The organism is Brevundimonas sp. SL130, assembly GCF_026625805.1.
Lineage (GTDB): Bacteria > Pseudomonadota > Alphaproteobacteria > Caulobacterales > Caulobacteraceae > Brevundimonas.
In genome coordinates this window covers 3,136,919-3,161,328 of record NZ_CP113064.1, presented here as the reverse complement: position 1 = coordinate 3,161,328, position 24,410 = coordinate 3,136,919, and the positions used below count along the sequence as shown (strand labels likewise).

Annotated in this window: 23 protein-coding genes; 16 read left to right on the top strand and 7 right to left on the bottom strand. The window is 68.4% G+C overall.

Going from position 1 to position 24,410, the window contains the following annotated elements; translation table 11 throughout:
• The first annotated feature begins 72 nt into the window (after positions 1-72).
• From chpT to OU998_RS15385, 3 genes are all read left to right on the top strand, one after another.
• Positions 73-753 carry a histidine phosphotransferase ChpT gene (chpT, locus tag OU998_RS15395; RefSeq protein ID WP_267514535.1) on the top strand — a complete coding sequence of 227 codons (681 nt, stop codon included), beginning with the start codon at positions 73-75 and terminating at the stop codon, positions 751-753.
• A gap of 91 nt (positions 754-844) precedes the next feature.
• Positions 845-1,222, top strand: coding sequence for a response regulator (locus tag OU998_RS15390; protein ID WP_267514534.1), 378 nt, complete (start codon positions 845-847; stop codon positions 1,220-1,222).
• 32 nt (positions 1,223-1,254) lie between these two features.
• A complete protein-coding gene (locus OU998_RS15385) occupies positions 1,255-2,034 on the top strand; it encodes a CheR family methyltransferase (RefSeq protein ID WP_267514533.1) in 780 nt (259 codons plus the stop codon).
• Between the two features lie 21 nt (positions 2,035-2,055).
• Here OU998_RS15385 and cckA read toward each other — a convergent pair whose 3' ends face one another.
• From cckA to OU998_RS15350, 7 genes are all read right to left on the bottom strand, one after another.
• Positions 2,056-4,107 (bottom strand): cell cycle histidine kinase CckA, encoded by a 2,052-nt coding sequence (gene cckA, locus OU998_RS15380; protein WP_267514532.1) that lies wholly within the window; start codon positions 4,105-4,107, stop codon positions 2,056-2,058.
• A gap of 63 nt (positions 4,108-4,170) precedes the next feature.
• Complete coding sequence (flhB, locus tag OU998_RS15375) at positions 4,171-5,247, bottom strand: flagellar biosynthesis protein FlhB (RefSeq protein ID WP_267514531.1); 1,077 nt, start codon at positions 5,245-5,247, stop codon at positions 4,171-4,173.
• The gene (gene fliR / locus OU998_RS15370; protein WP_267514530.1) at positions 5,240-6,025 is read right to left on the bottom strand and encodes a flagellar biosynthetic protein FliR; all 786 of its coding nucleotides are present in this window, start codon (positions 6,023-6,025) and stop codon (positions 5,240-5,242) included. The genes flhB and fliR overlap by 8 nt, the downstream gene beginning before the upstream one ends.
• Positions 6,026-6,029: 4 nt before the next feature.
• Positions 6,030-6,293, bottom strand: a complete 264-nt coding sequence (fliQ, locus tag OU998_RS15365) for a flagellar biosynthesis protein FliQ (RefSeq protein ID WP_267514529.1) — start codon at positions 6,291-6,293, stop codon at positions 6,030-6,032.
• 128 nt (positions 6,294-6,421) lie between these two features.
• Positions 6,422-7,384, bottom strand: a complete 963-nt coding sequence (locus OU998_RS15360) for a hypothetical protein (protein ID WP_267514528.1) — start codon at positions 7,382-7,384, stop codon at positions 6,422-6,424.
• A gap of 51 nt (positions 7,385-7,435) precedes the next feature.
• Positions 7,436-8,203, bottom strand: coding sequence for an ABC transporter permease (locus OU998_RS15355; protein WP_267514527.1), 768 nt, complete (start codon positions 8,201-8,203; stop codon positions 7,436-7,438).
• On the bottom strand, positions 8,203-9,135 hold the full coding sequence (locus OU998_RS15350; protein WP_267514526.1) for an ABC transporter ATP-binding protein: 933 nt from the start codon (positions 9,133-9,135) through the stop codon (positions 8,203-8,205). Before OU998_RS15350 ends, OU998_RS15355 begins: the two co-directional genes overlap by 1 nt.
• Positions 9,136-9,289: 154 nt before the next feature.
• Between OU998_RS15350 and OU998_RS15345 the strand changes: the two genes are divergently transcribed.
• The 13 genes from OU998_RS15345 to OU998_RS15285 all read left to right on the top strand — a co-directional run bounded on the left by OU998_RS15345 (position 9,290) and on the right by OU998_RS15285 (position 24,387).
• Positions 9,290-10,690 (top strand): hypothetical protein, encoded by a 1,401-nt coding sequence (locus tag OU998_RS15345; RefSeq protein WP_267514525.1) that lies wholly within the window; start codon positions 9,290-9,292, stop codon positions 10,688-10,690.
• A gap of 17 nt (positions 10,691-10,707) precedes the next feature.
• A complete protein-coding gene (gene ccmI, locus OU998_RS15340) occupies positions 10,708-11,523 on the top strand; it encodes a c-type cytochrome biogenesis protein CcmI (protein ID WP_267514524.1) in 816 nt (271 codons plus the stop codon).
• A gap of 70 nt (positions 11,524-11,593) precedes the next feature.
• On the top strand, positions 11,594-12,106 hold the full coding sequence (ccmE, locus tag OU998_RS15335) for a cytochrome c maturation protein CcmE (RefSeq protein ID WP_267514523.1): 513 nt from the start codon (positions 11,594-11,596) through the stop codon (positions 12,104-12,106).
• Positions 12,103-14,091, top strand: coding sequence for a heme lyase CcmF/NrfE family subunit (locus OU998_RS15330; protein ID WP_267514522.1), 1,989 nt, complete (start codon positions 12,103-12,105; stop codon positions 14,089-14,091). Before ccmE ends, OU998_RS15330 begins: the two co-directional genes overlap by 4 nt.
• Complete coding sequence (locus OU998_RS15325; RefSeq protein WP_267514521.1) at positions 14,088-14,594, top strand: cytochrome c-type biogenesis protein; 507 nt, start codon at positions 14,088-14,090, stop codon at positions 14,592-14,594. Before OU998_RS15330 ends, OU998_RS15325 begins: the two co-directional genes overlap by 4 nt.
• Positions 14,595-14,699: 105 nt before the next feature.
• The gene (locus OU998_RS15320; protein WP_267514520.1) at positions 14,700-16,226 is read left to right on the top strand and encodes a trypsin-like peptidase domain-containing protein; all 1,527 of its coding nucleotides are present in this window, start codon (positions 14,700-14,702) and stop codon (positions 16,224-16,226) included.
• 515 nt (positions 16,227-16,741) lie between these two features.
• Positions 16,742-17,413: a response regulator transcription factor gene (locus tag OU998_RS15315; protein WP_183196194.1), complete on the top strand. Its 672-nt coding sequence runs from the start codon at positions 16,742-16,744 to the stop codon at positions 17,411-17,413.
• A gap of 136 nt (positions 17,414-17,549) precedes the next feature.
• Entirely contained in the window at positions 17,550-18,968 is a 1,419-nt protein-coding gene (locus tag OU998_RS15310) for a sensor histidine kinase (protein ID WP_267514519.1), read from the top strand.
• Between the two features lie 142 nt (positions 18,969-19,110).
• Positions 19,111-22,020 carry a bifunctional [glutamine synthetase] adenylyltransferase/[glutamine synthetase]-adenylyl-L-tyrosine phosphorylase gene (locus tag OU998_RS15305; RefSeq protein ID WP_267514518.1) on the top strand — a complete coding sequence of 970 codons (2,910 nt, stop codon included), beginning with the start codon at positions 19,111-19,113 and terminating at the stop codon, positions 22,018-22,020.
• Positions 22,021-22,091: 71 nt separating this feature from the next.
• On the top strand, positions 22,092-22,820 hold the full coding sequence (locus tag OU998_RS15300) for an EF-hand domain-containing protein (RefSeq protein ID WP_267514517.1): 729 nt from the start codon (positions 22,092-22,094) through the stop codon (positions 22,818-22,820).
• Positions 22,821-22,886: 66 nt separating this feature from the next.
• Complete coding sequence (locus OU998_RS15295) at positions 22,887-23,459, top strand: RNA polymerase sigma factor (protein WP_267514516.1); 573 nt, start codon at positions 22,887-22,889, stop codon at positions 23,457-23,459.
• Positions 23,456-23,866 carry a hypothetical protein gene (locus tag OU998_RS15290; RefSeq protein WP_267514515.1) on the top strand — a complete coding sequence of 137 codons (411 nt, stop codon included), beginning with the start codon at positions 23,456-23,458 and terminating at the stop codon, positions 23,864-23,866. The genes OU998_RS15295 and OU998_RS15290 overlap by 4 nt, the downstream gene beginning before the upstream one ends.
• Complete coding sequence (locus tag OU998_RS15285; protein WP_267514514.1) at positions 23,863-24,387, top strand: periplasmic heavy metal sensor; 525 nt, start codon at positions 23,863-23,865, stop codon at positions 24,385-24,387. Before OU998_RS15290 ends, OU998_RS15285 begins: the two co-directional genes overlap by 4 nt.
• The last annotated feature ends 23 nt before the right edge of the window (positions 24,388-24,410 follow it).

The following is a 24,410-nucleotide window of genomic DNA, read 5'->3' as shown; positions in this document are numbered from 1 at the left end:
CGGTTCCATGAACCGGCAAATCACGTCAGCTTCGCGCGCGATACGAACTGTGACCAGAACGCCGACGAGAGTATGCTCGATTCCATGAATTCGACCGCCGCCGCCAAAGCCCCGCTGGACCTGCCCGTCGACGGAACCGAGCTGGCCACCTATGTGGCCGCCAAACTGTGCCACGACTTCATCAGTCCGTCGGGCGCGATCGTTTCGGGCCTGGATCTGATGCGCGATCCCACGGCCCAGGACATGCGCGAGGACGCCCTGTCCCTGATCGAACAGAGCGCCCGCAAGATGGTCTCCCTGGTGCATTTCGCCCGGGTGGCCTTCGGCGCGGCGACGACCAGCGAAAGGTTCAACGCCCGCGAGCTTCAATCCCTGGTCGCCGCCATGACCGAGGGTGGACGCGCCTCGCTGGACTGGCGGATCGTCGAGGGCGAGTTCTCGAAGCCACAGGCGCGGGCCCTGACCAATCTGGCCTATCTGACCGTCGGCGCCTTGCCGATGGGCGGCAATGCGGTGATCCAGTCGCATGTCGAGGAGGGCGTCCTGGTCTTCGAAGGCTTCGCCGAGGGCGCACGCGCACGGCTCAAGCCTGAGGCCGTCACGGGCCTGGCCGGCGAACGACTGACGGAGGGGCTGGCGGGCCAGTGGATTCAGCCCTACTGGTTATGGCTGACCGTCGTTCAGGCGCGCGGCGTCCTGCAGACGAGCGTCGAGGAAGGTCGCGTTTCGCTGATCGCCAGAATGCCCCTTTGAGGCGTTTCCAAACGACTCGTTAACTGGAATCGGGCGATGGTGCGGGACGCGTGACTTCTGTCGGAAGCCCAGCGCCCTGGGGAGCCTCGCCTTGGATTTCAAAACCTGCCTCATCGTCGACGACAGCCGGATCATCCGCAAGGTGGCCCGTCGGATCGTCGAGGGTCTGGGCTATGAGGTCGACGAGGCGGCGGACGGCGCCGAGGCCCTGGCCTATTGCACCGGGGTGATGCCCGACATGTTGTTAATCGACTGGAACATGCCGGTGATGGACGGACTGACCTTCCTGCGCCGCCTGCGCGCCATGCCCGGCGGCGACGCGCCCAAGATCCTGTTCTGCACCATCGAGACCCGTCCCGAACGGATCGCCGAAGCTCTGGCCGCCGGCGCCGACGACTATGTGATGAAGCCGTTCGACGGCGAAATCCTGCAGTCCAAACTGATGGAGGTCGGCGCGATCGCGGCATGACTCCCGAGGACTTCGACAGACTCCAGGGGCTCTTGGCTACCCGCGCCGGCTATCGGCTGACGCGGGATCGCATCCACCTGGCCGAACACCGGCTGGGCCCGATCGCGCGCCGCGAAGGCTATGCCAATGTCGAGGCCCTGCTGACCAATCTCTGGGCCAATCCGGTCGCGTCCCTGGGCTGGGCCGTGATCGAGGCCCTGCTGAACGTCGAGACCTGGTTCCGCCGCGACCGATCTCCCTTCGCGGCGTTCGAGAAGGAACTGTTGCCGGCCCTGAGCCGCGCGCGCCCCGGCGGCCGGGTCAGCGTCTGGTCCGCCGGCTGTTCGACCGGGCAGGAGGCCTGGTCCATCGCCATGGCGGGTCTGGACGCCGGAGTGATCGTCGACACGGTCGCCACCGATCTGTCGCAGCGCGCGATCGAGAAGGCGCGATCCGGCCTCTACACCGGCTTCGAGATCCAGCGCGGCCTGACCGCCCAAGCCATGCTGCGCTGGTTCGAACCGGCCGAGGATAATTGGCGAGCGCGTGACGAACTGGCCGACCGCGTTCGCTTCGCCCGCGCCAATCTGCTGGACGAGCCGGCGGACGAGGCCCGTTTCGACGTCATCTTCTGCCGCAACGTGCTGGGCGACATGGAGCCGTCGCGTCGGGCCCGTGTGCTGGACGGGCTGGAACGGCGGCTGGTCGACGACGGCTGCCTGTTCCTGGGGCTGGACGAACAGCTGGAAGGCGAGACCGTCGCCTTCCGCCCTGTCAGCGGCCGTCAGGGCCTCTACGTCAAGTCGCCCGCCACCGTCCGACGCGCCGCCTGACCGCAAGAGCGCGCGTGCGGCTCAGCCCGCGTGCAGTTCCTGTTTCACCCGTTCGGCCAGGGTCTTGATGTCCAGCGGCTTGGGCAGGAAGGACACCCCGACCTCGTCCTGCAGCAGGTCCGAGAAGTCGCTTTCGGCATAGCCCGAGATGAACATGACCGGCGCGTCGCCCAGGTATTTGCGCGCCTTTTTCAGCAGCGACGGGCCGTCTAGGCCGGGCATGATGACGTCGGAGATCATCATGTCGATCTGGCCGGCGTATTCCTCGGCCAGAAGCAGGGCTTCTTCGCCGTCGGCGGCTTCGATCACCTCATAGCCGCGCTGGCGCAGCAGACGGGCGGCGATGCCGCGCACGGCGTCCTCGTCCTCGACGAACAGGATGCGGCCGGCGCCCGACAGGTCGCGCGGCGCCTTGACCTTGACCTCGACCGGCTGGACCTCGGCCAGTTCCGCTTCTCCCGCCGCGGGCAGGAAGATGCGGAAGGCGGCGCCCATGCTCATGCCGTGGGGGCCCTCGATATTGCTGACCGAGATATGGCCGCCGGCCTGCTGGGCGATGCCGTAGACGGTGGCCAGGCCCATGCCCGTGCCCTCGTTGATCGCCTTGGTGGTGAAGAAGGGTTCGAAAATCTTGTCGACCAACTCGGGCGGCACGCCGGGTCCGGTGTCGGACACCTCGATCAGGGCGACCTCTTCGGTCGGGGCGTTGGACCAGCCCATTTCGCGCGCCTGTTGGGCGGTCAGGCGGCGGGTGGTGATGGTGACGACCGCATCGCCCGGCTCGACCACGCCGCGCATGGCGTCGCGGGCGTTGACGGCGAGGTTCATGACCGCCGTCTCCAACTGGCTCTTGTCGGCCAGCACCACCGGCAGATCGCGGCCGTAGTCGGTCTCAAGCCGCACGTCCTCGCGCAGCAGACGACGCAGCAGGACGGCGAATTCCCCGACCAGCTCGCCCAGGTCCAGTCGCTCGCGCCGGACCGTGGACTTGCGCGAGAAGGCCAGCAGCTTGCGCACCAGGTCGGCGGCGCGGATGGCGGTCTGGCGGATTTCGTTCAGCCCGTCGTACGAAGGATCGCCGACCGGGTGGCGTTCCAGCAGGCCTGAAAGCTGCAGTTGGATGGCCGTCAGCAGATTGTTGAAGTCGTGCGCCACGCCACCGGCCAACTGGCCCACGGCCTGCATCTTCTGCGCCTGGGACAGCTGCAGCTCCATCGACTTCTGCGCCGAGACGTCGAACAGCCAGATGCGTTTGCGCTCGCCCTCGGGCGCCACATAGAGGTGCAGCATCTTGTCGGGATAGGCGCGTGCGACCAGTTCGATGGGGCCGGACGAACCGGCCGCCAGCTTCACCCGGGCCTCGGCCAGGCCCATCGGCTCGAACAGATGGCCGAAGGCGGCGTCGCGGGCCGCGCCGGGACCGGTCAGGACGGCCAGGGCGGCGTTGGCTTCTTGCGCGCGGCCGCCGAACAGGTCGGCCCCTTCGATGACGGCCGAGCCGAACGGTGCGCCGGCGGCCATGGCGCGGGACTCGCCCGCCGCCGCGCCGTTCGCCGGCGCCGTTGCGGCGACCGGTACGGGCAGGACGGCCTCGGGCGCGACCCGCAACAGGAACCGGTTGTCGCCGGCGCGCCCGATCACGACCTCGACCTCGCGGTCGCCGATCTGGACGATGGCGTGGCCGGGCTCGCCCCGGCGCGCCTGGGCGAAGGCCATGTACAGGGCCTGGGCCGACTTGCCGCGGGGCAGGGCGGTGATCGTGCCGTTGGCCTGGGCCCAGGCGCCGTTGAAGGCCAGCACCTGGCCCGTCTCCCACACCAGAGCCGCCGGCTCGGCCATGGCGTCGAGCATGTCCACGGCCACGTCGCTGGACGGCTTGACCGTTTCGGCGCGGCGGAAGCCGAACAGGCCGATCAGGGCGATCAGACCCGCCGTCACCAGCAGGATCATCCCTGGCGCCGACATCGGATTGGCCTTGAAGGCCGGATAGGCCAGGGCGGCGATGGCCACGACGACGCCGAACGCCGTCGCGACGGCGAGCAGGTCGAACGGAAGACGACGGGTGGACTTCATGCGGCCTCGCGAATCAGTGGTCTGAATCATACCCCCAAATCGGACCTGGGGCCTTACAGGGTCTTACCGACGTTTTCGGGACTGGAAGACGAAGCCGATGATCTTGGCGGCGGCTTCGAAATGTTCCTTGGGAATGACGCCGTCGATCTCGACCGAGGCGTATAGGGCGCGGGCCAGGGGCACGTTCTCGACGATCGGCACATTGTGTTCCTTGGCCACCTCACGGATGCGCAGGGCCAGGGCGTCGACGCCCTTGGCCACGCACACCGGCGCTCCGTCGCCCTCGCTGGGTTCGTAGCGCAGGGCGACCGAATAGTGGGTCGGGTTGGTGACGATGACGGTGGCCTTGGGCACATTGGCCATCATCCGCTGGCGGCTGCGTTGCATGCGGATCTGCCGCAGCTTGGCCTTCACGTGAGGGTCGCCTTCGGACTGTTTGTAGTCCTCTTTCAGCTCTTCCTTGGTCATCCGCATCCGCTTGGCGAAGCGCATCTTCTGCCAGAGGAAGTCGGCGCCTGCCGTGGCCGACAGCAGGATTATGGCCGCGATGAACAGGGCCACGCTCATGTCCCGCGCCAGCGGCAGCAGGGCGGCGGGGCTAAGCGTCACCATGTTCTCGAACTCGCGGACATGGGGTTTCAGCACCATCCAGCAGACGACGCAGACGGCGATCAGCTTCAGGAAGGTCTTGACGAACTGCATCAGGCCGTCGGGGCCGAAGATCCGCTTGAACCCGGACAGGGGATTCACCGCCGACCACTGCGGCTTCAGCTTTTCGGTGGTGAAGATCAGGCCGGACTGCGCCAGGTGCCCGCCGGCCCCGCCCACGATGGTGGCCAGCATGACGGACCCCAGGAAGGGGGTCATGGCCCAGAGGGCCTTGGCCAGGATCTGCGTCCCCGCGCCGGAATCGAGCATGCCCAGCATCTGATGAGGCTGGGCGAGGAAGGGCAGCAGCTGTTCCGCCATGGAACCGGAAAACCAGCCTCCGGCCCCCAACACCACCGCCGCCGCACCGACCAGGGACAGGACCTGGCCGACGTCCTGGGATTTGGCGACGTCGCCCTTCTTGCGCGCCTCCTCAAGTTTTCGGGGGGTGGCGTCTTCTGTTTTCGACTCGGGATCGGTGTCGTCAGCCACCCGCCCCTCCCCCGAAGGCGCCGGCCGCAAACACCTCGGCGAGGCGGCGGTAGCGGTCGATGAAAACGGTGCCCAGGGCGCCCAGGCTGAGCGCGAAGATGGACAGGCCCAGGATGACGCTCAGAGGCGCGGCGGCGAAATAGACCTGGAACGACGGCATGACCCGCGCGATCAGGCCCGAGGCCAGGTTGAAGATCAGGGCGAACACCAGAACCGGCGCCGACAGCTGCACCCCCAGCAGGAAGCTGTCGCCCAGGGTCCGCACCGCCATCTCTGTGAAGTCGCTCATGATCAGGGGCTTGGCCGGGGCGATCAGTTCGTAGGAGCCCACCATGCCGGCGATGAACAGGTGATCGGTGTTGGTCGCGAAGATCAGCGTCACCCCGAACAGCATCAGGAAGGAGGCGATGGTCGATCCCGGCGCGGCCTGGAGCGGATTGGCCGTCTGGGCGAAACTGAGGGTGGTCTGAAGCGACACGATCTCGCCCGCCGTCGTCAGGGCGGTCAGGAACATGCGCAACAGCATGCCGATCATCAGACCGACCACCACTTCACGGATCACCCAGCCCGCCATGCCGCCCAGGGTTTCGGGCAGGCCCGGCAGGACCCCGCGCACCACCGGCCACAAGGCCAGGCTGATGATCAGGGCCAGCGACAGCCGCACCCGCGGCGGCACATAGGTCTCGCCGAAGCCCGGGATCAGCATCAGCATCGCCCCGATCCGGGCGAAGATCAGCCCGCCGGCCCAGACCTGATCGGCGGTGGCGTAGGCCTCCACCCGTCTACATGCCCGCGATGCGGGCCGCGATCTGGCGCATGAACCCGCCCAGCAGGGCGCCCATCAGCGGCAAGAACACCAGCAGGGACGCGAAGATGGCGATGATCTTGGGCGCATAGATCAGGGTCTGTTCCTGGATCTGCGTCAGTGCCTGGAACAGGCCGATCACCACGCCGACCACCAGGCCCACGATCAGGACCGGCAGGCACAGCTGGATCGTCAGCCAGATGGCGTCGCGCCCCACATCCAGAACTTCCGCGCCGTTCATCGCCACAGGCTCCCGCAAATCACTGGGCAGAAAATGCCGGGAGGATGGTTAACGGGAGGATAACCAAATGGAAGGAACAGCGGTTCGGGCGTTCATTCCGGCGTCGACGCCGTGAATTGTGCGCCGGGTCAGTCCAGCGACTGGGGGCGCGTCACGACGGGGGTGTCCGGATCCGTCGGGGTCTGGCGCGCAGGCGGGGGGGCTGGGGCGACGACGATCCGGGGCGGCTGGGTGACGGTCGGCGTGGGCTGCGACGGCGCGGCGAGACTGGGCGTTGGGGCGAGACTGGACGTTGCGGCGCGGGGAGCGACGACAGTCGGGGTGGGCGGCGGCGTCGTCGATCGGGGGGCGGCGAGGGGCGTCGTGTCGCGGGCCTGCGCGGTTTCGGTCGAGCTGGCGTCGACGGGCGTGGCCTGGGTGGATGGGGCCTGGGGCAGCGGAGCTGATTGCGAGGGGACGGCGGCAGGCGGCGTGGCGGTCGAGGGCGCGGTCGTCAAGGAAACGGGCGTCGCCGCCGGCTCTGGGGCGGAACGCAGGGCGAACCACAGACCGCCGCCTATCGCCAGGACGGCCAGGACGCCGAGCCCGATATAGGCGGGCAGTCGCGACGTGCGCCGGGTCAATGAAGGGGCGGGGCTGGGTGCGACCGGCGTCGCCGCCGCTGAGATGGGCGCAGGTTCAGGCGCGGCGCCGGGCAGGGGGCGAACCGTCTGGTCGGTGTCCGAGGCCTGCGGGGCAGGCTGGGGAGCAGACTGAGGAGCAGGCGCGGCGGGGCGCGGGTCGAGCGTGGGGCGGGCCAGCGGGATCAAGGAGCCGCTCAGGATGCTCGCGTTGGGCTGCGGCGCGAGGCGCGGTTGCGTCTGGCGGGGTTGGCCGGACAGGCTTTGACCCGCCTGCGCTTGGCCCAGCGGCGTCTTAAGCGGCGGACGGTTGGGAATCCGGTCCAGCGGATTGGGCGCGACCGGCACGGGCCCGACGTGGAAGGTGGTCGTGGGCATGCGGCCCCAGGTCACCTGTTTGCGCTGGAACGGCTCCGGCGGCGCCCCCACGGGGTCGGTCGGGGCGGCGGGACTTTTGGCGTCGTCGGACATGCTACTCTACTCGCAGGCGATATGGCCGGTTTCGTGACGGCCGGGCGGCCGTCAGGCCTTGAGCCGATAGCCGGTCTTGAACATCCACATGACCACGCCCAGGCAAAGGGCGAAGAAGCCCAGGGTGGCGGCCACGCTGATGCCGATGGGCACGTCGCCCTGGCCGTAGAAGGTCCAGCGGAAGCCCGAGATCAGATAGACCACCGGATTGAAATGGGCCACCGCGCGCCAGACGTCTGGCAGCATGTTGATCGAATAGAAGGAGCCGCCCAGGAAGGTTAGGGGCGTCACGACCAGCATGGGGATGAAGTTCAGCTGTTCGAAACTGCCGGCCCAGATGCCGATGATGAAGCCGAACAGGCTGAAGGTCACCGAGATCAGCACCAGCATGGCCAGCATGGCCACGGGGTGCAGCACCTGAAGCGGCACGAACAGGGTCGATGTGGCCAGTATGATCAGGCCCAGAACCGCCGACTTGGTCGCCGCCGCCCCGACATAGGCGATCACCACCTCCAGCGACGACACGGGCGCCGACAGGATCTCGTAGATGGTGCCGGTGAATTTGGGGAAATAGATGCCGAAGGAGGCGTTGAAGATCGACTGTGTGAACAGGCTCAGCATGATCAGGCCTGGCACGATGAAGGCGCCATAGGCCACGCCGTCGATCGCATCCATTCGGCCGCCGATCGCGCTGCCGAAGACGATGAAATACAGGGCGGTGGTGATCACGGGCGTGACCACGCTTTGCCAGATGGTGCGCAGGGCGCGCGCCATTTCGAACCGATAGATGGCCCAGACGCCATGTCCGTTGAAGTTCATCAGGCGGCCTCCCCGTCGCGGTGGACCAGGCTGACGAAGATGTCTTCCAGCGAGCTCTGGCGGGTGTTCAGATCCTTGAAGCCGATGTTCAGCCGTTCCAGCTGGCGGATCAGCGAGGGCACGCCGGTGTCGTCGGCCTGGGCGTCGAAACTGTATTCCAGCTCGCCCCCGTCGGCATTCAGCGCCAGGGCCCAATTCGACAGGTCGGCGGGCAGGGCGGTCAGCGGCTCGATCAGGTTCAGGGTCAGGGTCTTCTTGCCCAACTTCTTCATCAGGGCGGTCTTTTCCTCGACCAGGATCAGTTCGCCCTTCAGGATCACGCCCACCCGATCGGCCATCTCCTCGGCCTCTTCGATATAGTGGGTGGTCAGGATGATGGTGACGCCCCGCTCGCGCAGCTTGCGGACCATGGTCCACATGTCGCGGCGCAGCTCGACATCGACCCCGGCGGTCGGCTCGTCCAGGAACAGGATGTCCGGCTCGTGGCTCAGGGCCTTGGCGATCATCACCCGGCGCTTCATCCCGCCCGACAGGGTCATGATCTTGGCGTCGCGCTTGTCCCACAGCGACAGGTCTTTCAGGATCTGTTCGATCAGGGTCGGGTTCGCCGGCTTGCCGAACAGGCCGCGGCTGAAGGTGACGGTGGCCAGGACGGTCTCGAAGGCGTCTGTCGTCAGCTCCTGGGGCACCAGACCGATCTTGGTGCGGGCGGCGCGGAAATCCTTTCGGATGTCATGACCGTCGGCGATCACCGTGCCTGTCGAGGCGTTGACGATGCCGCAGACGATGGAGATCAGGGTGGTCTTGCCCGCCCCGTTCGGCCCCAGCAGGGCGAAGATCTCGCCCTTCTCAATGGTCAGATCGACGCGTTTCAGCGCCTGAAGCCCGGACTTGTAGGTCTTGGTCAGGCCTTGAATTTCGATAACCGGCATCGGCGCTCCGTATCCCGAGACTCTGGCGCCCGGCGTCGTGGCGCGAATATGGCGTCTCGTGGTCCCGGCTCAAGGGGCGGCGCGAGGCGAGAAGCCGTTGTTAACGGAAAGCAGGCACGGTGTCGTCTTCGTCCTCCTTTGACGGGAGCGTCAATTGTCCTCGCTGTCCGCCGCCCATCGCGCCGCCCTTCAGGCGGTGGTTCAGGCCGCGCCGGACGCCGCCCTGACCCAGCTGGGCGCCGCCGTGCCCGCCCTGGGTGGTGGAAAGGCGGCGGAGCTGGCGGTCATGATCGTGCAGGAGGCGCGCGACCGCGTCCGTCGCGACACGGCCTTCGCCCCCCTGCTGCCCCTGTTTCAGCCGCGCGCAGACGCCACCCCAGCCCTGGTTTTCCCATCCTTCCTTCTGGCGCGGATATGGCGCGAGGCGAGACGGGACGAAGAGTCGTTTCTCAGTCTGCTGGATGGGGCCGGCCCCTCTCACGGCGAATGGACCCTGGTCGCAGACCGGCTGTGCGCCCATGCTGCGGCGGTGCTGCGGGATCGACCCGGCGAGGTCTGGCCCGGGTATCGCAAGCCCGAGACGGGCGCGCCCCCCGCCACGCCGGCCGAGCTGGCGGGCTGTTTCGATCTGGTCCCCTTGGCCCGCAGCGCCTTGCCGCGCCTGCCGGCCTGGCTGGAGCGGCCTGACGACAATCAGCTGGCGGGGCTGAGGCTGCTGATTCAGGACGCTGTGGCCGTCGCGTCGGACGGGGGGCAACGGATGATCGACATCCTGTTCGCCCATGTCGCCGACGCCGAACGAATGCTGCGGGTCGTGACCCAGACCAGTCGGCTGGCGGACAGCGAGATCATCCTGAGTCATTCGGACATGGGGGTCTTCGTCGAGCGCCTGCTGGCTTCGGTGCAAACGCGGGGACAACGCATCGCCGCGGCCCGTCCGCTTCAGGACGAGACGGTCATGGCCGAGGTGGTGGCCGACGTGACCTGGTGCGCCGGGGTTCTGGCCGAGATGGATATGACGCTTCAGGTGCGTCCCGACTCGCCCTGGGGACGGGCCGCACGAATGGCCAGGGTTCAGGTCGCCGGCCAGTTGTCGGGCCTGATGAAGTCCACCTCCGTCGCCGTCCATGCGGCCTTGCCGATGAAGCGTCAGGTGCTGACCGGGCGGATGACGCGCCTGTGTCCTTGGCTGGAGGCCCCGGCCAAGGGGGAGGCCATCGAGGCGGCGGCGGCCCTGTTGTCCGCTGTCTCCGGTCTGCGCCGCGCGGCCACCACCTTCGGCTGCGAGGCGGACCGGATGGGGTTGAAGGTCGAGCTGACGGATTATATGTCGACCTGGGCCAACGAGGCGCTGGACAGTGTGGCGGACGGCGATGTGGAGAATCCGGATCAAGCCTTGCGTTTGATCGGCGTGGCGGCGCGTTTCCTGACCCTGATCGAAGCCCTGGAGGCCGCGCGGGCGGTGCGACGCCGCGCCGCCGCCGCCGAGGCCGCCCGTGCGACCGCAGGTGCGACCACAGGTGCGAACTCTGGGGCCTCGCCCGGCGTCGTCTGATGCGATAGACGGCGGGGATGATCGTCTTCTGGATAATGACCGGTCTGGCGGCGGCGATGGCCGGCCTGCTGGTGCTGACCGGGGCGCGGCGTGGGGCCGATCCGGCCGGCGCCGACGCCGATGTGGGCGGCCGTGAACTGGACGAACTGGACCGTTTGAAGGCGCGCGGCCTGCTGGACGAGGCGGCCCATGCCGCTGCACGGGCCGAGGCGGGGCGGCGGCTTCTGGCGGGACAGGCCGTGGCTGCGGCGACGCCTGTGGTCGGCCGGCATGACCGGCTGTGGGTTCTGGGCGGGATCGGCGCGACGACGGCGGGGGCGCTGGCCCTCTATGTCTTTACGGCGTCGCCGGGTCTGCCGGACCAGGCCTATGAGCGGCGGGTTGATCAGTGGTCCACCCAGCTGGAGACTCTGCAACCGGCGCAACTGGCGGCGGTGACGGCGCGGGTCGCGCGCGATAATCCGCAAGATCGCCAGGCTCTGGCCATGCTGGGCGCGGCCCGGTTCGCCGCCGAGGACCCTCTGGGCGCCGCCTCGGCCTTTCGCCGGCTGATAGAACTGGAGCCGACCGACGCTCAGGCCTGGGCGCGGCTGGGCGAAAGCCTGGTGCGGGCCAATGACGGCCGGATCGGCGGCGACGCCGAGGCCGCCTTCCGTGAGGCGGTTCGGCTGGATCCGGACCAGTTGGGCGCGCGCTTCTTCCTGGGGCAGGCGGCGTTCGAGCGGGGCGATGCGGCGGCGACGCGCGCCCAGTGGACGCCGTTGATCGCCGCCCTGGACCCGGCCGATCCGCGTCGCCAGGATTTGGAACGCCGCCTGCCGAGGGCGCAATGACGCGTTGGCGCGGGGCGCAGGCCCCTATAGACGGAAAGAAAATTCCGTCGGGGAGCGGAACCGCAAACCCATGAGCTGGCTGCCGAAATCGCCGAAGGCGCGCCGTCGATTGTGGGTCGTGGCGGCGGTCGCCCCGATCCTGGCCCTGGCTGTCGGCCTGTCGCTGTGGGCCATGCAGGACAGCGTGACCTTCTTCTATTCGCCGTCCGAGGCCACCGCCGACAAGGCGCCGCAGGGCCGCAACATCCGTCTGGGCGGCCTGGTTGAGACCGGCAGCGTGCGCAAGTCCGGCGACGGCGTCGTGGTCTTCACCGTCACCGACAATATCGCTGTGACCCAGGTCCAGTATCATGGCGACCTGCCCGACCTGTTCCGCGAGGGGCAGGGGATCGTGGCCCAGGGGTCGTTCGGCGCCGACCGCGTCTTCCACGCCAGCCAGGTCCTGGCCAAGCACGACGAAAACTATATGCCGCGCGAGGTCGCCGACCGGATCAAGGCCAAGGGCGAGTGGCGGCCGGAAAACCCCGCCGTGAACACGCGCTCAAGCAGGCCGCAGGCCGATAGCGCGACCGAAAGCCTATGATCGCCGAACTCGGGGCCTTCGCCCTCTCTCTGGCCCTGGCCCTGTCGATCTTGCAGGCGGTGTTGTCGGCGGTGGGGCGGGCGCGGCGCAGTCCGGTGCTGGCGGGTGCGGCGCAAGGGGCGGCCCTGGCGGCGGCGGGCGCTGTGGCTCTCAGTTTCGCGGCCCTGATCTATGCCTTCGTCGTCTCTGACTTCTCAGTCTCCAACGTCGCGGCCAACAGCCACACCGACAAGCCGATGTTGTACAAGGTCGCCGGCGCCTGGGGCAGTCACGAAGGGTCGCTGCTACTGTGGTGTCTGGTCCTGACCGTCTTCGGCGGCGCCTTGGCGCGGGCGCGTGGTTTGCCGTTCGGGCTGAAGGCCTCGGCCGTGGCGACGCAGGGGGCGCTGGGCTCGCTGTTCCTGGCCTTCGCCGTCTTCACCTCCAGCCCCTTCACCCGCCTGGACCCCGCGCCCTTCCAGGGGGCGTCGCTGAACCCGCTCCTTCAGGACCCGGCCCTGGCCGTGCATCCGCCGCTGCTCTACGCGGGCTATGTCGGCTTCTCCGTCTGCTTCTCCCTGGCGGTCGCCGCCCTGATCGAAGGCCGGGCCCAGACCGCCTTCTGGCCCGCCTGGGGCCGGTGGGTGCGGCCCTGGGCCCTGGCTAGCTGGGCCTTTCTGACCGTCGGCATCACCCTGGGCTCTTTCTGGGCCTATTATGAGCTGGGCTGGGGCGGCTGGTGGTTCTGGGATCCGGTCGAGAACGCCAGCTTCATGCCCTGGCTGGCGGGCGCGGCCCTGCTGCACAGCGCCGTGGTGACCGAGCGGCGCGGGGCCCTGGCGGGCTGGACGGTGTTTCTGGCCCTGCTGGCCTTCAGCTTCTCCATGCTGGGCGCCTTCCTGGTGCGCTCCGGCGTTCTGACCAGCGTCCACGCCTTCGCCGTCGATCCCCAGCGGGGCCTGATGCTGCTGGCCATCCTCGGCGTCACGGCCGGCGCCGCCTTCGCCCTGTTCGCCTGGCGTGCGCCCCAGCTGAAGGGCGGCGGCCTGTTCGCCCCGGTCAGCCGCGAGGGTGCGCTGGTGCTCAACAATCTGTTCCTGACCGCCGCCGCCGCGACCGTCCTGCTGGGCACCCTCTATCCGTTGATCCTGGAGGCCGCGTCCGGCGCCACCATCTCGGTCGGCCCGCCCTATTTCGCCGCCACCTTCGTGCCCCTAATGACGGTCGCCTTCATCATCCTGCCCGCCGGGCCCTTGCTGGCGTGGAAGCGCGGCGATCTGCCCGGGGCGATGCAGAGACTGGCCGTGGCGGCGGGCCTGGCACTTGTCAGCGCCCTCGCGGCCTACGCCCTGTGGGAGCCCAGGAGGGCGTTCGCCGCCGCCGGCGTCGGTCTGGGCGCCTGGTTGATCCTGGGGTCGCTGGCGGAGGTCGCCGAACGGGCGCGGCTGTTCCGCACCTCGGGCGTCGAGACCTTGCGCCGCCTGAAAGGTTTGCCGCTGGGCGCCTGGGGCATGAGCCTGGCGCACCTGGGCCTGGGCGTCTTCATCCTGGGGGCGGTGGTCGAGACCGGCTTCAAGGCCGAGGCCGCGCGCGCCCTGTCCCTGGGCTCGAGCGTCTCCGCCGGCCCCTGGACCGTGACACTGGATCAGGTTCGGGTGGTCGAAGGCCCGAACTATCTGGCCGAACAAGGCCAACTGACGGTGCGCCCGTCGGACGACCGAGGCCGGGCCAGCACCGTCACGGCCGAACGCCGCTTCTTCCCCACGGGCGGTCAGACGACGACCGAGGTGGGCCTGGATTTCCGGGGTCTGGACGACGTCTATGTGGTGATGGGCGAGCGGGCCGGGACGCCGGAGGCTCCGGCCTGGGTTGTGCGCCTGTACTGGAATCCCTGGGCGCGGCTGATCTTCCTAGGGCCGATGATCATGGCGTTTGGGGGGCTTTTGTCCCTGCTGGACCGTCGCCTGCGGCTGGGCGTCGGCACGCGGCGGAGGACGGCGGCGTGAGGCGGCTGTGGGTTCTGCTGGCCGCGCCGGTCCTGGCGATCATGCTGACGGCGGCCGAGCCTCCGGCCGCCCCCGACCGTCCCTTGAGCGATCCGACCCAGGAGGCTCGCGCCCAGGCTCTGTTCAAGGATGTCCGCTGCGTCGTCTGCCAGCACGAGGCCATCGCAGACAGTCCGGCGGGCGTCGCTGGCGACATGCGCCGTCTGATCCGCGAGGAGATCGCGTCAGGCGCCTCCGACCAGGCGGTGCGCGACGACCTGGTGCGGCGGTTCGGCGACTATGTGCTGTTCACCCCGCCGGTGCGGGTCGGGACCTGGCTGCTGTGGTTCGGTCCCTTCGCCCTCGTCCTGTCGGCCGCCGCCGTCCTGATGCTGCGCGCGCGTCGCCGCCCGGCCGAGGCCGCGCCCCTGTCGCCTGACGAAGAGCGCCGCCTGGACGAAGTTCTGCAAAATGAGAAGCTTCGCCGCGATCCTGACGCAAGCTCGCCTCACGACGGGCGTTAGTCGGGATCAACCATCGAACGTTGGAATTGGCGTCTCGCCCGTTCCACCTATATCAAACGCGAATGCGGGGCCCGCTCGGCCCCGACAGAGGATCGCAAGGACAAGATGCTGAAGCGCAAAGAGTTCATTCTCGGGGCCTTGGCCGGCCTGACCCTGGCGGCGGGCGCCACCGCCGGCGGCGTCATCAACTGGCCCGGCGCCCACGCCGATCCCCAGGCGGTGAACCGGATCACCCCCGTCCCGGCCAACGGCGACAGCTTCTCGCCCCCGCCCGGCGCGCCCAACAGCTTCGCCAACATCTTCGAACAGGTCGCCCCCGCCGTCGTTCAGATCGATGTGACGGTCAAGGTCGAACAGCCCCAGGGCGGCGGCGCCTTCCAGATCCCCGGCCTGCCGTTCCAGTTCGTCCCGCCCCAGGGACAAGGCGGTGAAGGCGAAGAGGCCGAGCCTCAGACGACCCAGGGCGCCGGTTCGGGCTTCTTCATCTCGCAGGACGGCTTCATCGTCACCAACAACCACGTCGTCGCCGACGCCACCGAGATCAAGGTCAAGATGTCGGACGGCCGCGAACTGACGGCGCGGCTGATCGGGCGTGATGAGGCCACGGATCTGGCGGTGATCAAGGTAGATGGCGACAACTTCAAATACGTTAGTTTTGAAGAGACGGCCGAGCCGCGAGTCGGCGACTGGGTTATCGCTGTCGGCAATCCATTCGGGCTAGGCGGCACGGCGACCGCTGGTATCGTCTCGGCTAAGGCGCGCATCCTGCCGGATGCTTCGTCCGCCTACACCGACTTTCTTCAGATCGACGCCGCCATCAACCGTGGCAATTCAGGCGGCCCGACCTTCGACATCTATGGCCGCGTGATCGGCGTGAACTCTGTCATTCTTTCTCCCACCGGATCCTCGGTCGGCATCGGCTTCGCCATTCCTGCGGAAATCGCCAAACAGATCACGTCACGCCTAATGCGTGGCGAAGTCATCGAGCGCGGCTATTTGGGCGTCAAAGTCAGCACCCCTACGCCTGACGATTTGGGCGCCTTGGGCCTGAAGGTGGATCAGAAGGGTGCCCTCGTTGCAGAAGTGACGCCCGACGGCCCTGCCGACAAGGCGGGGCTGCGCTTCACCGATCTTATCGTTTCGCTGAACGGCGAAGCGATCGACTCTTCGACCAAGCTCACTCGTCTGGTTGGCGCCGCCAAGCCGGGCGATAGTCTGCGGATGGATGTGTTGCGTGACGGAAGTCGCCTGACCATTACGGCCCGTTCTGGTTCTCGCCCGACAGAGACGGAACTGAATAACCAGGACGGCAGCGTGCCCAATTCGCCGCCCGGCGCCCCGGCAACGGTCGAAGGCTTGACCGTAGCGCCGCTGACCCCCGCGCTACGTCAGCGTCTTGGTGCGCCTGCCACTGTCGAGGGTCTGGCGATCACGGGTGTCGCCAGCGGCGTCGATCCTGGTCTTGGGCAAGGCGTCGTGATCCAGCAGGTTCAGAACACGCCCGTAAGAACCGTGGACGACTTCCGGAACGCGGTAGATTCGGCAAAAGCGTCTGGTCGATCCGGAGCTTATCTTCTGATCTGGGTACGCAGCAGGGGTAACGTACCCTATGTGCTGAGTTTTAAAGAATAGAGCGATGCGTAGCCCGCCATCGCTGTTCTGATGGCGGGCTATTCTTTACGATGGTTACGCTTGGACGACTTCGTCATCGTAGAAGTACACGGTTTGGCAGTCCAAGAAAGGTTCGCCATCCGGATAGTGATTGGTTATGCAAACCGTCACTGCTCTCACTGAGGTCGGTTTATGAGATGAAGCTGCCGGTGATGCTAAGGCGGGATAGCCTATAGCTGACGCAAGCAAACTCAGGGCAATCAGCGTTCTTTTCACTCTGTCCTCCAAGGTTGGGTGCCCCAGCGATCCAAGGGCGCTATCAGTTCGCCTTGAGGGGGCGTGTTTGTCAACTTGACGGTGCGGTTAAGCGGGTTCATTTTTTGTTGAACACAGAGTGCGGCTCAAGCTGGTTTTGAACGCTAGGCCATCCGACCCAGGCTGCCGAAAAACTGATCTTCAATCTGACCAAGCCTTAACTCGTCAATCGCCGCCGATGCGCTACCATCGGCGGCGATTTTGATTCCGGGAGGGGTTCCATGCGGATTTTGGTGGTCGAGGACGACGCAGAGGCGGCGACGGCCATGGTGCGGGGGCTGTCCGAAGCGGGGCATGATGTGACCCATGCCGTGGACGGGGCCTTCGGCCTGCTGGAGACCCAGAAGGGCGGATATGACGTCTATGTGGTCGATCGGATGATGCCGCGCCTGGACGGCGTCGGCATGGTGGAAACCGTCCGTAAGGGCGGGGACCAGACGCCGGTCCTGTTCCTGTCGGCCCTGGGCGAGGTCGAGGACCGGGTCACGGGCCTGAAGGCCGGCGCCGACGACTATCTGGTCAAGCCCTACGCCTTCGCCGAACTGATCGCCCGGGTCGAGGCCCTGTCGCGCCGTCGCGAGACCGGCGGGGTGCAGACCGTGCTCAAGGTCGGCGACCTGGAGATGAACCTGATCGCCCGCACCGTCCATCGCGGAACGACTGAGATCGACCTTCAGCCGCGCGAGTTCCAGCTGCTGGAGTTCCTGATGCGCCACGCCGGCCAGTCGGTGACCCGCACCATGCTGTTGGAGAAGGTGTGGGAATATCATTTCGACCCCCAGACCAATGTCATCGACGTCCACATCAGCCGCCTGCGCTCCAAGATCGACAAGGGCTTCGACCGGGCGATGCTCCAGACCGTGCGCGGCGCGGGGTATAGGTTGGAGGCGTAGAAGTCGGTGGCGAGGGGTGAAGAGTGCTAGTGAGCAAGAAGTGAGCTGCGATTTCGATGAAGGTCGCGGCCTCGCTCACCCCTCGCTCACTAGCACTCCTCACTAACCACCGCCGCCGTCGCCGCCTGCTAGACCCATGCGCCTCCCCTCCCTCCTTCGCCGCACGCCTTTCCGGCTGACGCTGCTGTTCCTGGCCCTGTTCGTGGCGGCGGCGGGGGCGATCCTGGCCTATGTCTATTTCGCCTCGGCGTCGGAGGCCCAGGCGCGGGCGCGGACGGATGTGGAGACCGAGCTGGAGGCCCTGACCGCCGTCCACCGCACGCGCGGGATCGACGCCCTGAACCAGGCCTTGGTCGAACGCACCATCCGGGGCGGCCCCTATCTGTATCTGCTGACCGGGCCGGACGGGCAGATCGTCACCGGCAACCTGTCCGTCATGCCCTTCGATCTGGAAGCGACGCCGGAAGTCGGGCAGGGCGAGTGGAGCACCTTCCGTCTGACTGACACCGATCCTGACGGCCGGGTCGAGACCCGACGGTCTATCGGGGTGATCATGCCGCTGGCGGGCGGCGACACCCTGTTCGTCGGCGAGGACATCGGCGGGATTGAGGAATATCTGTCGCGCCTGACCCAGGCCCTGTGGGGCGCCATGGGTCTGGTCATGCTGCTGGGATTGGCGGGCGGCCTCTACATCAGCCGTCGGGTCGAAAGCGCCATGGGCGGGCTGAACCGCGTTGTTCAGGCGGTGCAGGACGGCGACCTGAAACAGCGGGCGGTGATCCGCCACACCGGCGACGAACTGGACGAACTGGGCCAGGGGCTGAACACCATGCTGGATCGGCTGGAGGGGTCGATGGCCTCGATCCGCCATGCCGGCGACGCCATCGCCCACGACCTGCGTTCGCCCTTGACGCGGATGCGGGCCAAGCTGGAGGTGGCCCTGATCGACGCCGACGCAGGCAAGATCAATGGAGTCGACGCCCTGGGCATCGCCCTGGACGAAGCCGATCACCTGCTGAAGACCTTTAACACCGTCCTGGCCATCGCCCGGCTTCAGGCCGGAGGCGCGCCGGACCCGAAGCTGATGGACGCCGCCGCACTGGCCGCCGACATGGCCGAGCTTTACGAACCGGCGGCCGAGGACAAGTCCATCGACTTCTCATCCGAGGTCGAGACCGGCCTGATGATCGAGGGCAACCAGCCCTTCCTGGCCCAGGCCCTGGCCAATCTGATCGACAACGCCATCAAATATACGCCGGCGGGCGGGGCGGTGAAGCTGCGGGCGCGGCGGCGCTCGTCGGGTGAGATCGAATATTCCGTCACCGACACCGGCCCTGGCGTGCCGGAAGAGGACCGCGAGCGCGTCGTCCAGCGGTTCGTGCGCCTGGACAACAGCCGCACCGAGCCGGGCTCGGGCCTGGGCCTGTCCCTGGTCACGGCGGTGGCCGAGGCCCACGGCGGCCGGGTGGTGCTGGACGAAGGCCCCGGCGCCTATGACGGCTTCGGGCCGGGCCTGCGGGTGGCCCTGGTGCTGCCGCCGGCGGGGCAAACTTAGAGATTTCCGCTCATCCCGGCGAACGCGGGGACCCAGTTCTTTGGGCGATCAGGCTTGTGGCGCGTGTCGGGATCGTGGTCCAACACAGTGCCGAGCGAAAGCACTGGGTCCCCGCGTCCGCGGGGATGAGCGGAAGAATTGAATGCCCGATCTCAAGCCCCAACCCCTGTTCGAAAGCCTGACCCCCGCAGGCCCCGTCGCGGACCCCGCAGCGGCCGACCGCCTGCTGGAGACCCTGACCCAGGCCGCCGAGGCCGACGGCTGGCGCGAGACCCTGGACGCCGCCTGGCCGGCCCTGGCGTCTGTGGCCGGCGCCTCGCCCTATCTCGCCGGGCTGATGCGTCGCCGCCCCGCCCACCTGCGTCGGCTGCTGGAGATCAACCCGACCTCGGGTCTGATCCGCATCCTCGCCGAGACCGACGCCCTGGACGCCGAACCTGACGATGTGCGCGCCCCTCTGCGCGTGCTGAAGGCCGATCTGCACCTGCTGACGGCCCTGGCTGATCTGGGCGGGGTCTGGGATCTGGATCAAGTCACCGGCGCCCTGTCCAGTTTCGCCGACGCCGCCTGTCGCGCCGCCCTGCGCGCTGTCGCGGCGGAGCAGCGGGCGCGGGGCCGCCTGGTATCGCCGCCTGATGATCCGCGCGGGCCGATCCCCGGCCTGTTCGGCCTGGCCATGGGCAAGCATGGCGCCAACGAGCTGAACTATTCGTCCGACATCGACATCTCCCTCTTCTTCGAGCCGCGCCTGATGGGCCTGGCCCTGCGCGAGGGCGAGGAGATGCAGGGTTTCGCCAACCGCGTCGGCAAGGGGATCGCCAGCCTGCTGACCGAACGGACGGCTGACGGCTATGTCTTCCGCGTCGATCTGCGCCTGCGGCCCGACCCGTCCTCGACCCCGCCGGTGGTGTCGGGCCCCATGGCCCTGGCCTATTACGAGAGCGTCGGCCAGAACTGGGAACGGGCGGCCTTCATCAAGGCGCGGCCGGTGCTGGGCGACCCGCGCGCCGCCGCCCGGTTCGTCAAGGCGATGCGCCCCTTTATCTGGCGGCGCAGCCTCGACTACGCCGCCGTCCTCGATATCCAGGCCATCAAGCGCCAGATCCACGTCCACAAGACGGGCGAGGGGCTGCACGCCGCCGGGGCCAATCTGAAACTGGGCCGGGGCGGCATCCGCGAGATCGAATTCTACGCCCAGACCCAGCAGCTGATCCTAGCCGGGCGCGACCCTGACCTGCGCGCGACGCGCACCCTCGACGCCTTGGCGGCCCTGGCCCGGGCCGGCCATATCTCCGCGCCTGTCGCCCAGGAGATGTCCGCCGCCTATGTCGGGCTGCGCGGGCTGGAGCATCGGATCCAGATGCTGGACGACGAGCAGACCCACCGCCTGCCCGAGGACGCCCAGGCCCGCGCGGCCGTCGCCGCCCTGGCCGGCTGGGACGACCTTGTCGCCTTCGACGCCCATGTCGAGGCCCTGCTGGTGCGGGTCAACACCCGCTATGGCGAACTGTTCGAGGGCGGCGAGGAGCTGGATTCCAGCTATGGCAGCCTGGTCTTCACCGGGGTCGAGAACGATCCCGAGACGCTGGAGACCCTGCGCCGCATGGGCTTTTCCGAGGCTCCATCGGTCGCGGACACCATCCGCAGCTGGCACCATGGCCGTATCCCGGCGACCCGGACCGAGCGGGGCCGCGAACTGTTCACCCGCCTGGCGCCGCGGTTGCTGGAGGCCCTGGCCCGGTCCGGCGCGCCCGATGACGCCTTCCGCCGGTTCGCTGTCTTCTTTTCGGGCCTGGCGGCGGGGGTTCAGGTCCAGGCCCTGTTCCTGAACCAGCCGAAACTGTTCGAGATGGTGCTGGGCGTCATGGCCTTCGCGCCGCGCCTGGCCCGGACCCTGGGGCGTCAGCCGGCGGCGCTGGACGGGGTGCTTGACGCCCGCTTTCTGGCTGACCTGTCGGACGAGGAAGGCCTGACCGAGCAAATCCAGCGCGAAGCGGGAGAGACCGAGGATTTCGAAGAGGCCATGAACGCCGTGCGCCGCCTGCATCGCGAACAGATGTTCCGTATCGGCCTTCACGCCCTGACGGGGCGCGCCGGACCCGAGGCGGCGGGGCGCGCCTACGCCGCCTTAGCCGACGCCGCCATGCGCACCCTGTCTCCGGCGGCCCTGGCCGAAACCGAACGGCTGGGCGGCGCCTTCCCCGGCGCGGTGGCGGTGGTGGCCCTGGGCAAGGCCGGCTCGCGCGAGATGACGGCCGGGTCCGATCTGGACCTGATGACCCTGTATGACGCCCCGCTCGAGACGGTGTCCGAGATCAAGGGCTGGACCGCCGACGTCTTCTACGCGCGTTTCACCCAGCGGCTGATCGCGGCCCTGTCGGCCCATACGGCCGAGGGCGGTCTGTACGAGGTGGACATGCGCTTGCGGCCCACAGGGTCCAAGGGGCCGGTCTCGGTGCGGCTGTCCACCTTCGACGACTATTACGCCGGCGAGGCCGAGACCTGGGAGTTCATGGTCCTGACCCGCGCGCGTGTCGTCTGGGCCAGTGATCCGGTTTTCGGCGACCGAGTCTCGGCCGCGATCGAGGCGGCCCTGCGGCGGCCCCGGCCTGGCGTCGATGTGCCCGCCGACATCCGCAAGATGCGCGCCCTGATGGACCGCGAGCGCCGCCCGCATGGCTTCTGGGATCTGAAACTGTCGCCCGGCGGCCAGGTGGACGCCGAGTTCGCGGCCCAGTACCGCCAGCTCCAGGCCGCCGTCGCCGGCGAGACCCTTACGCTGTCGACGCTCGATGCCTTGCACGACGACCCCGTCCTGGCCGAGGCTTGGCGGGTTCAGCAGCGGCTGGCTCACCTGCTGGCCGCCGCCTTCGAAGGCCGGGTCGATCCCGAGGCCGAACCAGGGGTCTTTCAGCTGCGGCTGGCCGAGGCGGCGGGGGCGCAGGACTTCGCGGCGCTGAAGACCGAACTGACCGAACTGCGGGCGCGGGCGCGTAAGGCGTTCGAACGCGCGGTCCCCGCCGGCCGCGAAGAGGCCCGCGACGGAGATTAGGCGGGGCTGCGTTCAATCTCCTGACAGGGCATGTCGAAGGCCGCGACAAGCGGTCCTAAGGAGATATCGAGATGAGAAAGATCTTTCTGAACAGCCTCAGCGCCGTCGCACTGGCGGCCGCCATGGGCGCCGTCGCCGGCGCCGCCACCGCCGAAGTCCCGCCGCCCCCTCCGCCGCCGCCGGCTGATGCGCCCCCGCCGCCGAATGACATGGACGGTCCTTTTGAGGACGCTCCGGATCGTGACGCCGACCTGACCCGCGCCGCCTTCGTCGACGCGCGCGTCAGCCGCCTGACCGCCCTGGACGCCAACCGCGACGGCACGGTCAGCGTCGCCGAGCGTGAGGCCGCCATGCAGGCCAAGCGCGCCGAGCGGGCCAATGAACGCTTCGCCAAGCTGGACGCGAACAGCGACGGCGCCCTCAGCCGCGCCGAGTTCGACGCCGGCCGTCCCGAACGTGCTGGCGGGGCCGAGCGAGCCGACGGCGACGGCCGCGGTCCCCGTGGCGAACCCGGTCCTGGTCGCGGCGGCCCTCGCCATGCGATGCGCGGTCCCGGCGGTCCTGAAGGCCCCGGTGCGCCGGGCGGACCCGAAGGTCGCGAACCCGGCCCCGTGGTGATCGCCGAAGTCGCCGCCAAGCTGGGCGAGCGCTTCGACAAGATGGACGCCGACAAGAACGGCGTCGTCACCGCCGAGGAACGTCGCGCCGCCATGCCGGCCCGTCGGGGCGAGCGTCCCGATCACCGCCGCCATCAAGGTCCGGGTCAAGAACCGGCTTCCCCGCCCCCCGCTTCGGAGTAAGAACAGTGTCGGGGTCGGCCTTCGCGCGCGAATCGGTCCCTTTCGTCAGCAGCGGAAGAGGCGGATTTGGTCGCGATCGTCGACCCCGACGAGGATCTGGTGCGCCGCGTGGGTCAGGGCGATCCGGCGGCCGCGCAGACGCTTGTCGCGCGCAAGTTGCCGCGCATCCTCGCCCTGGCCCAGCGGATGCTGGGCGACGCGGCCGAGGCCGAGGACGTGGCCCAGGAGACCCTGCTGAAGGCCTGGCGACAGGCGCCGAAATGGACGCCCGGCAAGGCCCGGTTCGACACCTGGCTGCACCGGGTGGCGCTGAACCTCTGCTACGACCGGTTGCGGCGACGGCGCGAGATTCCCACGGACACTCCGCCGGATCGTCCGGACGAAGGGCCCGCGCCGGACCGGGGCCTGTTGGCGGCCGAGACGGGCGTGCGGGTCGATGCGGCGCTGAAACGCCTGCCGGATCGCCAGCGCGAAGCGGTGGTCCTGTGCCATTATCAGGAGCTGTCCAACATCGAGGCGGCCGCCTTGATGGAGATCAGCGTCGAGGCGCTGGAAAGTCTATTGTCGCGCGGACGCCGCGCACTGCGTTTGGCCCTGGCGGATATAGCCCCAGGGGCGAGTAGAGGAGACGGACGATGAAGGCGGAACGGTTGCACGCTCTGGCGGATGCTTATGGCGCCGACCTGCGTCGGTGGCCTGCGTCCGAACGCGCCTTCGCTGAGACCCTGATCGCGGCCGATCCGTCGCTGCGGTCGGTGCTGGATCAGGCGGCGGCGCTGGACGCTTTGCTGGACGCCTCGCCCGCCCCGAAGCCGTCCTCCGATCTGGCTGCGCGTATCCTGGCCGCCGCGCCGAAAGCCAATGTCCGTCGCTTCCATCTGGACCGGATCGCCTTCTATCTCGGCGCCGGCTGGGCGGCGGCGGCCTGCGCCGGCGTGGTCGCGGGCGTCGGCCTGACCTCCCATGTCACCGCAAATGAGCGGGCCGATGCGGTCCTGTATCAATCCACCCTGGTCGCGGTGGACGACACGGAGGTTCTGGGATGAGCGGTCGCACGCTGAAGATCGCGCTGGCGGCGTCGGTGGCGCTGAACCTGTTCGCCTTGGGCGGGGGGGCGGCCTTCCTGATCAGCCGGGCCAAGGTGGACGAACGGATCGCCGAACAAAGCCGCCCCGGCCGCGAAGGCGGCTTCCCCCAGTTCATCAGTCGGCTCAGCCCCGAAGCTCGCCAGGAGGTTCGCACCTCGATGCGCGCCGTCGCTCTTTCGGCCCGTCCCGACTTCGAGGCGGCGCGCGATGCGCGACGTCAGGCGGTCGAGGCGGCCCGGCAGCCGCAGATGGATCCTGCGCGGGTCCAGGCCCTGTTGGACCAGTCACGCACAGCTGAACTGCGTGGTCGGGCGCGTCTGGAGGGCGGGACCATCGCCATGCTGGAAAAGCTGGACGTCCAGGACCGGACGGCCCTGGCCGAGCTTCTGGCGCGCAAGGGACCGGGCGGGGCGCGTCGGGACGTGCGGGGTGAAGAAAAGTCTCTGCCGCCGCTGCCGGACGCCCCTCCGCCGCCTTGATCTCGCGCCTCGATTGGTCACCC

Coding starts and splice junctions, on each gene's coding strand:
- chpT (WP_267514535.1), top strand. CDS start 73: ATGCTCGATTCCATGAATTCGACCGCCGCCGCCAAAGCCCCGCTGGAC.
- cckA (WP_267514532.1), bottom strand. CDS start 4,107: ATGAAGTCCACCCGTCGTCTTCCGTTCGACCTGCTCGCCGTCGCGACG.
- fliQ (WP_267514529.1), bottom strand. CDS start 6,293: ATGAACGGCGCGGAAGTTCTGGATGTGGGGCGCGACGCCATCTGGCTG.
- OU998_RS15360 (WP_267514528.1), bottom strand. CDS start 7,384: ATGTCCGACGACGCCAAAAGTCCCGCCGCCCCGACCGACCCCGTGGGG.
- OU998_RS15355 (WP_267514527.1), bottom strand. CDS start 8,203: ATGAACTTCAACGGACATGGCGTCTGGGCCATCTATCGGTTCGAAATG.
- OU998_RS15350 (WP_267514526.1), bottom strand. CDS start 9,135: ATGCCGGTTATCGAAATTCAAGGCCTGACCAAGACCTACAAGTCCGGG.
- ccmI (WP_267514524.1), top strand. CDS start 10,708: ATGATCGTCTTCTGGATAATGACCGGTCTGGCGGCGGCGATGGCCGGC.
- ccmE (WP_267514523.1), top strand. CDS start 11,594: ATGAGCTGGCTGCCGAAATCGCCGAAGGCGCGCCGTCGATTGTGGGTC.
- OU998_RS15330 (WP_267514522.1), top strand. CDS start 12,103: ATGATCGCCGAACTCGGGGCCTTCGCCCTCTCTCTGGCCCTGGCCCTG.
- OU998_RS15320 (WP_267514520.1), top strand. CDS start 14,700: ATGCTGAAGCGCAAAGAGTTCATTCTCGGGGCCTTGGCCGGCCTGACC.
- OU998_RS15315 (WP_183196194.1), top strand. CDS start 16,742: ATGCGGATTTTGGTGGTCGAGGACGACGCAGAGGCGGCGACGGCCATG.
- OU998_RS15310 (WP_267514519.1), top strand. CDS start 17,550: ATGCGCCTCCCCTCCCTCCTTCGCCGCACGCCTTTCCGGCTGACGCTG.
- OU998_RS15305 (WP_267514518.1), top strand. CDS start 19,111: ATGCCCGATCTCAAGCCCCAACCCCTGTTCGAAAGCCTGACCCCCGCA.
- OU998_RS15300 (WP_267514517.1), top strand. CDS start 22,092: ATGAGAAAGATCTTTCTGAACAGCCTCAGCGCCGTCGCACTGGCGGCC.
- OU998_RS15290 (WP_267514515.1), top strand. CDS start 23,456: ATGAAGGCGGAACGGTTGCACGCTCTGGCGGATGCTTATGGCGCCGAC.
- OU998_RS15285 (WP_267514514.1), top strand. CDS start 23,863: ATGAGCGGTCGCACGCTGAAGATCGCGCTGGCGGCGTCGGTGGCGCTG.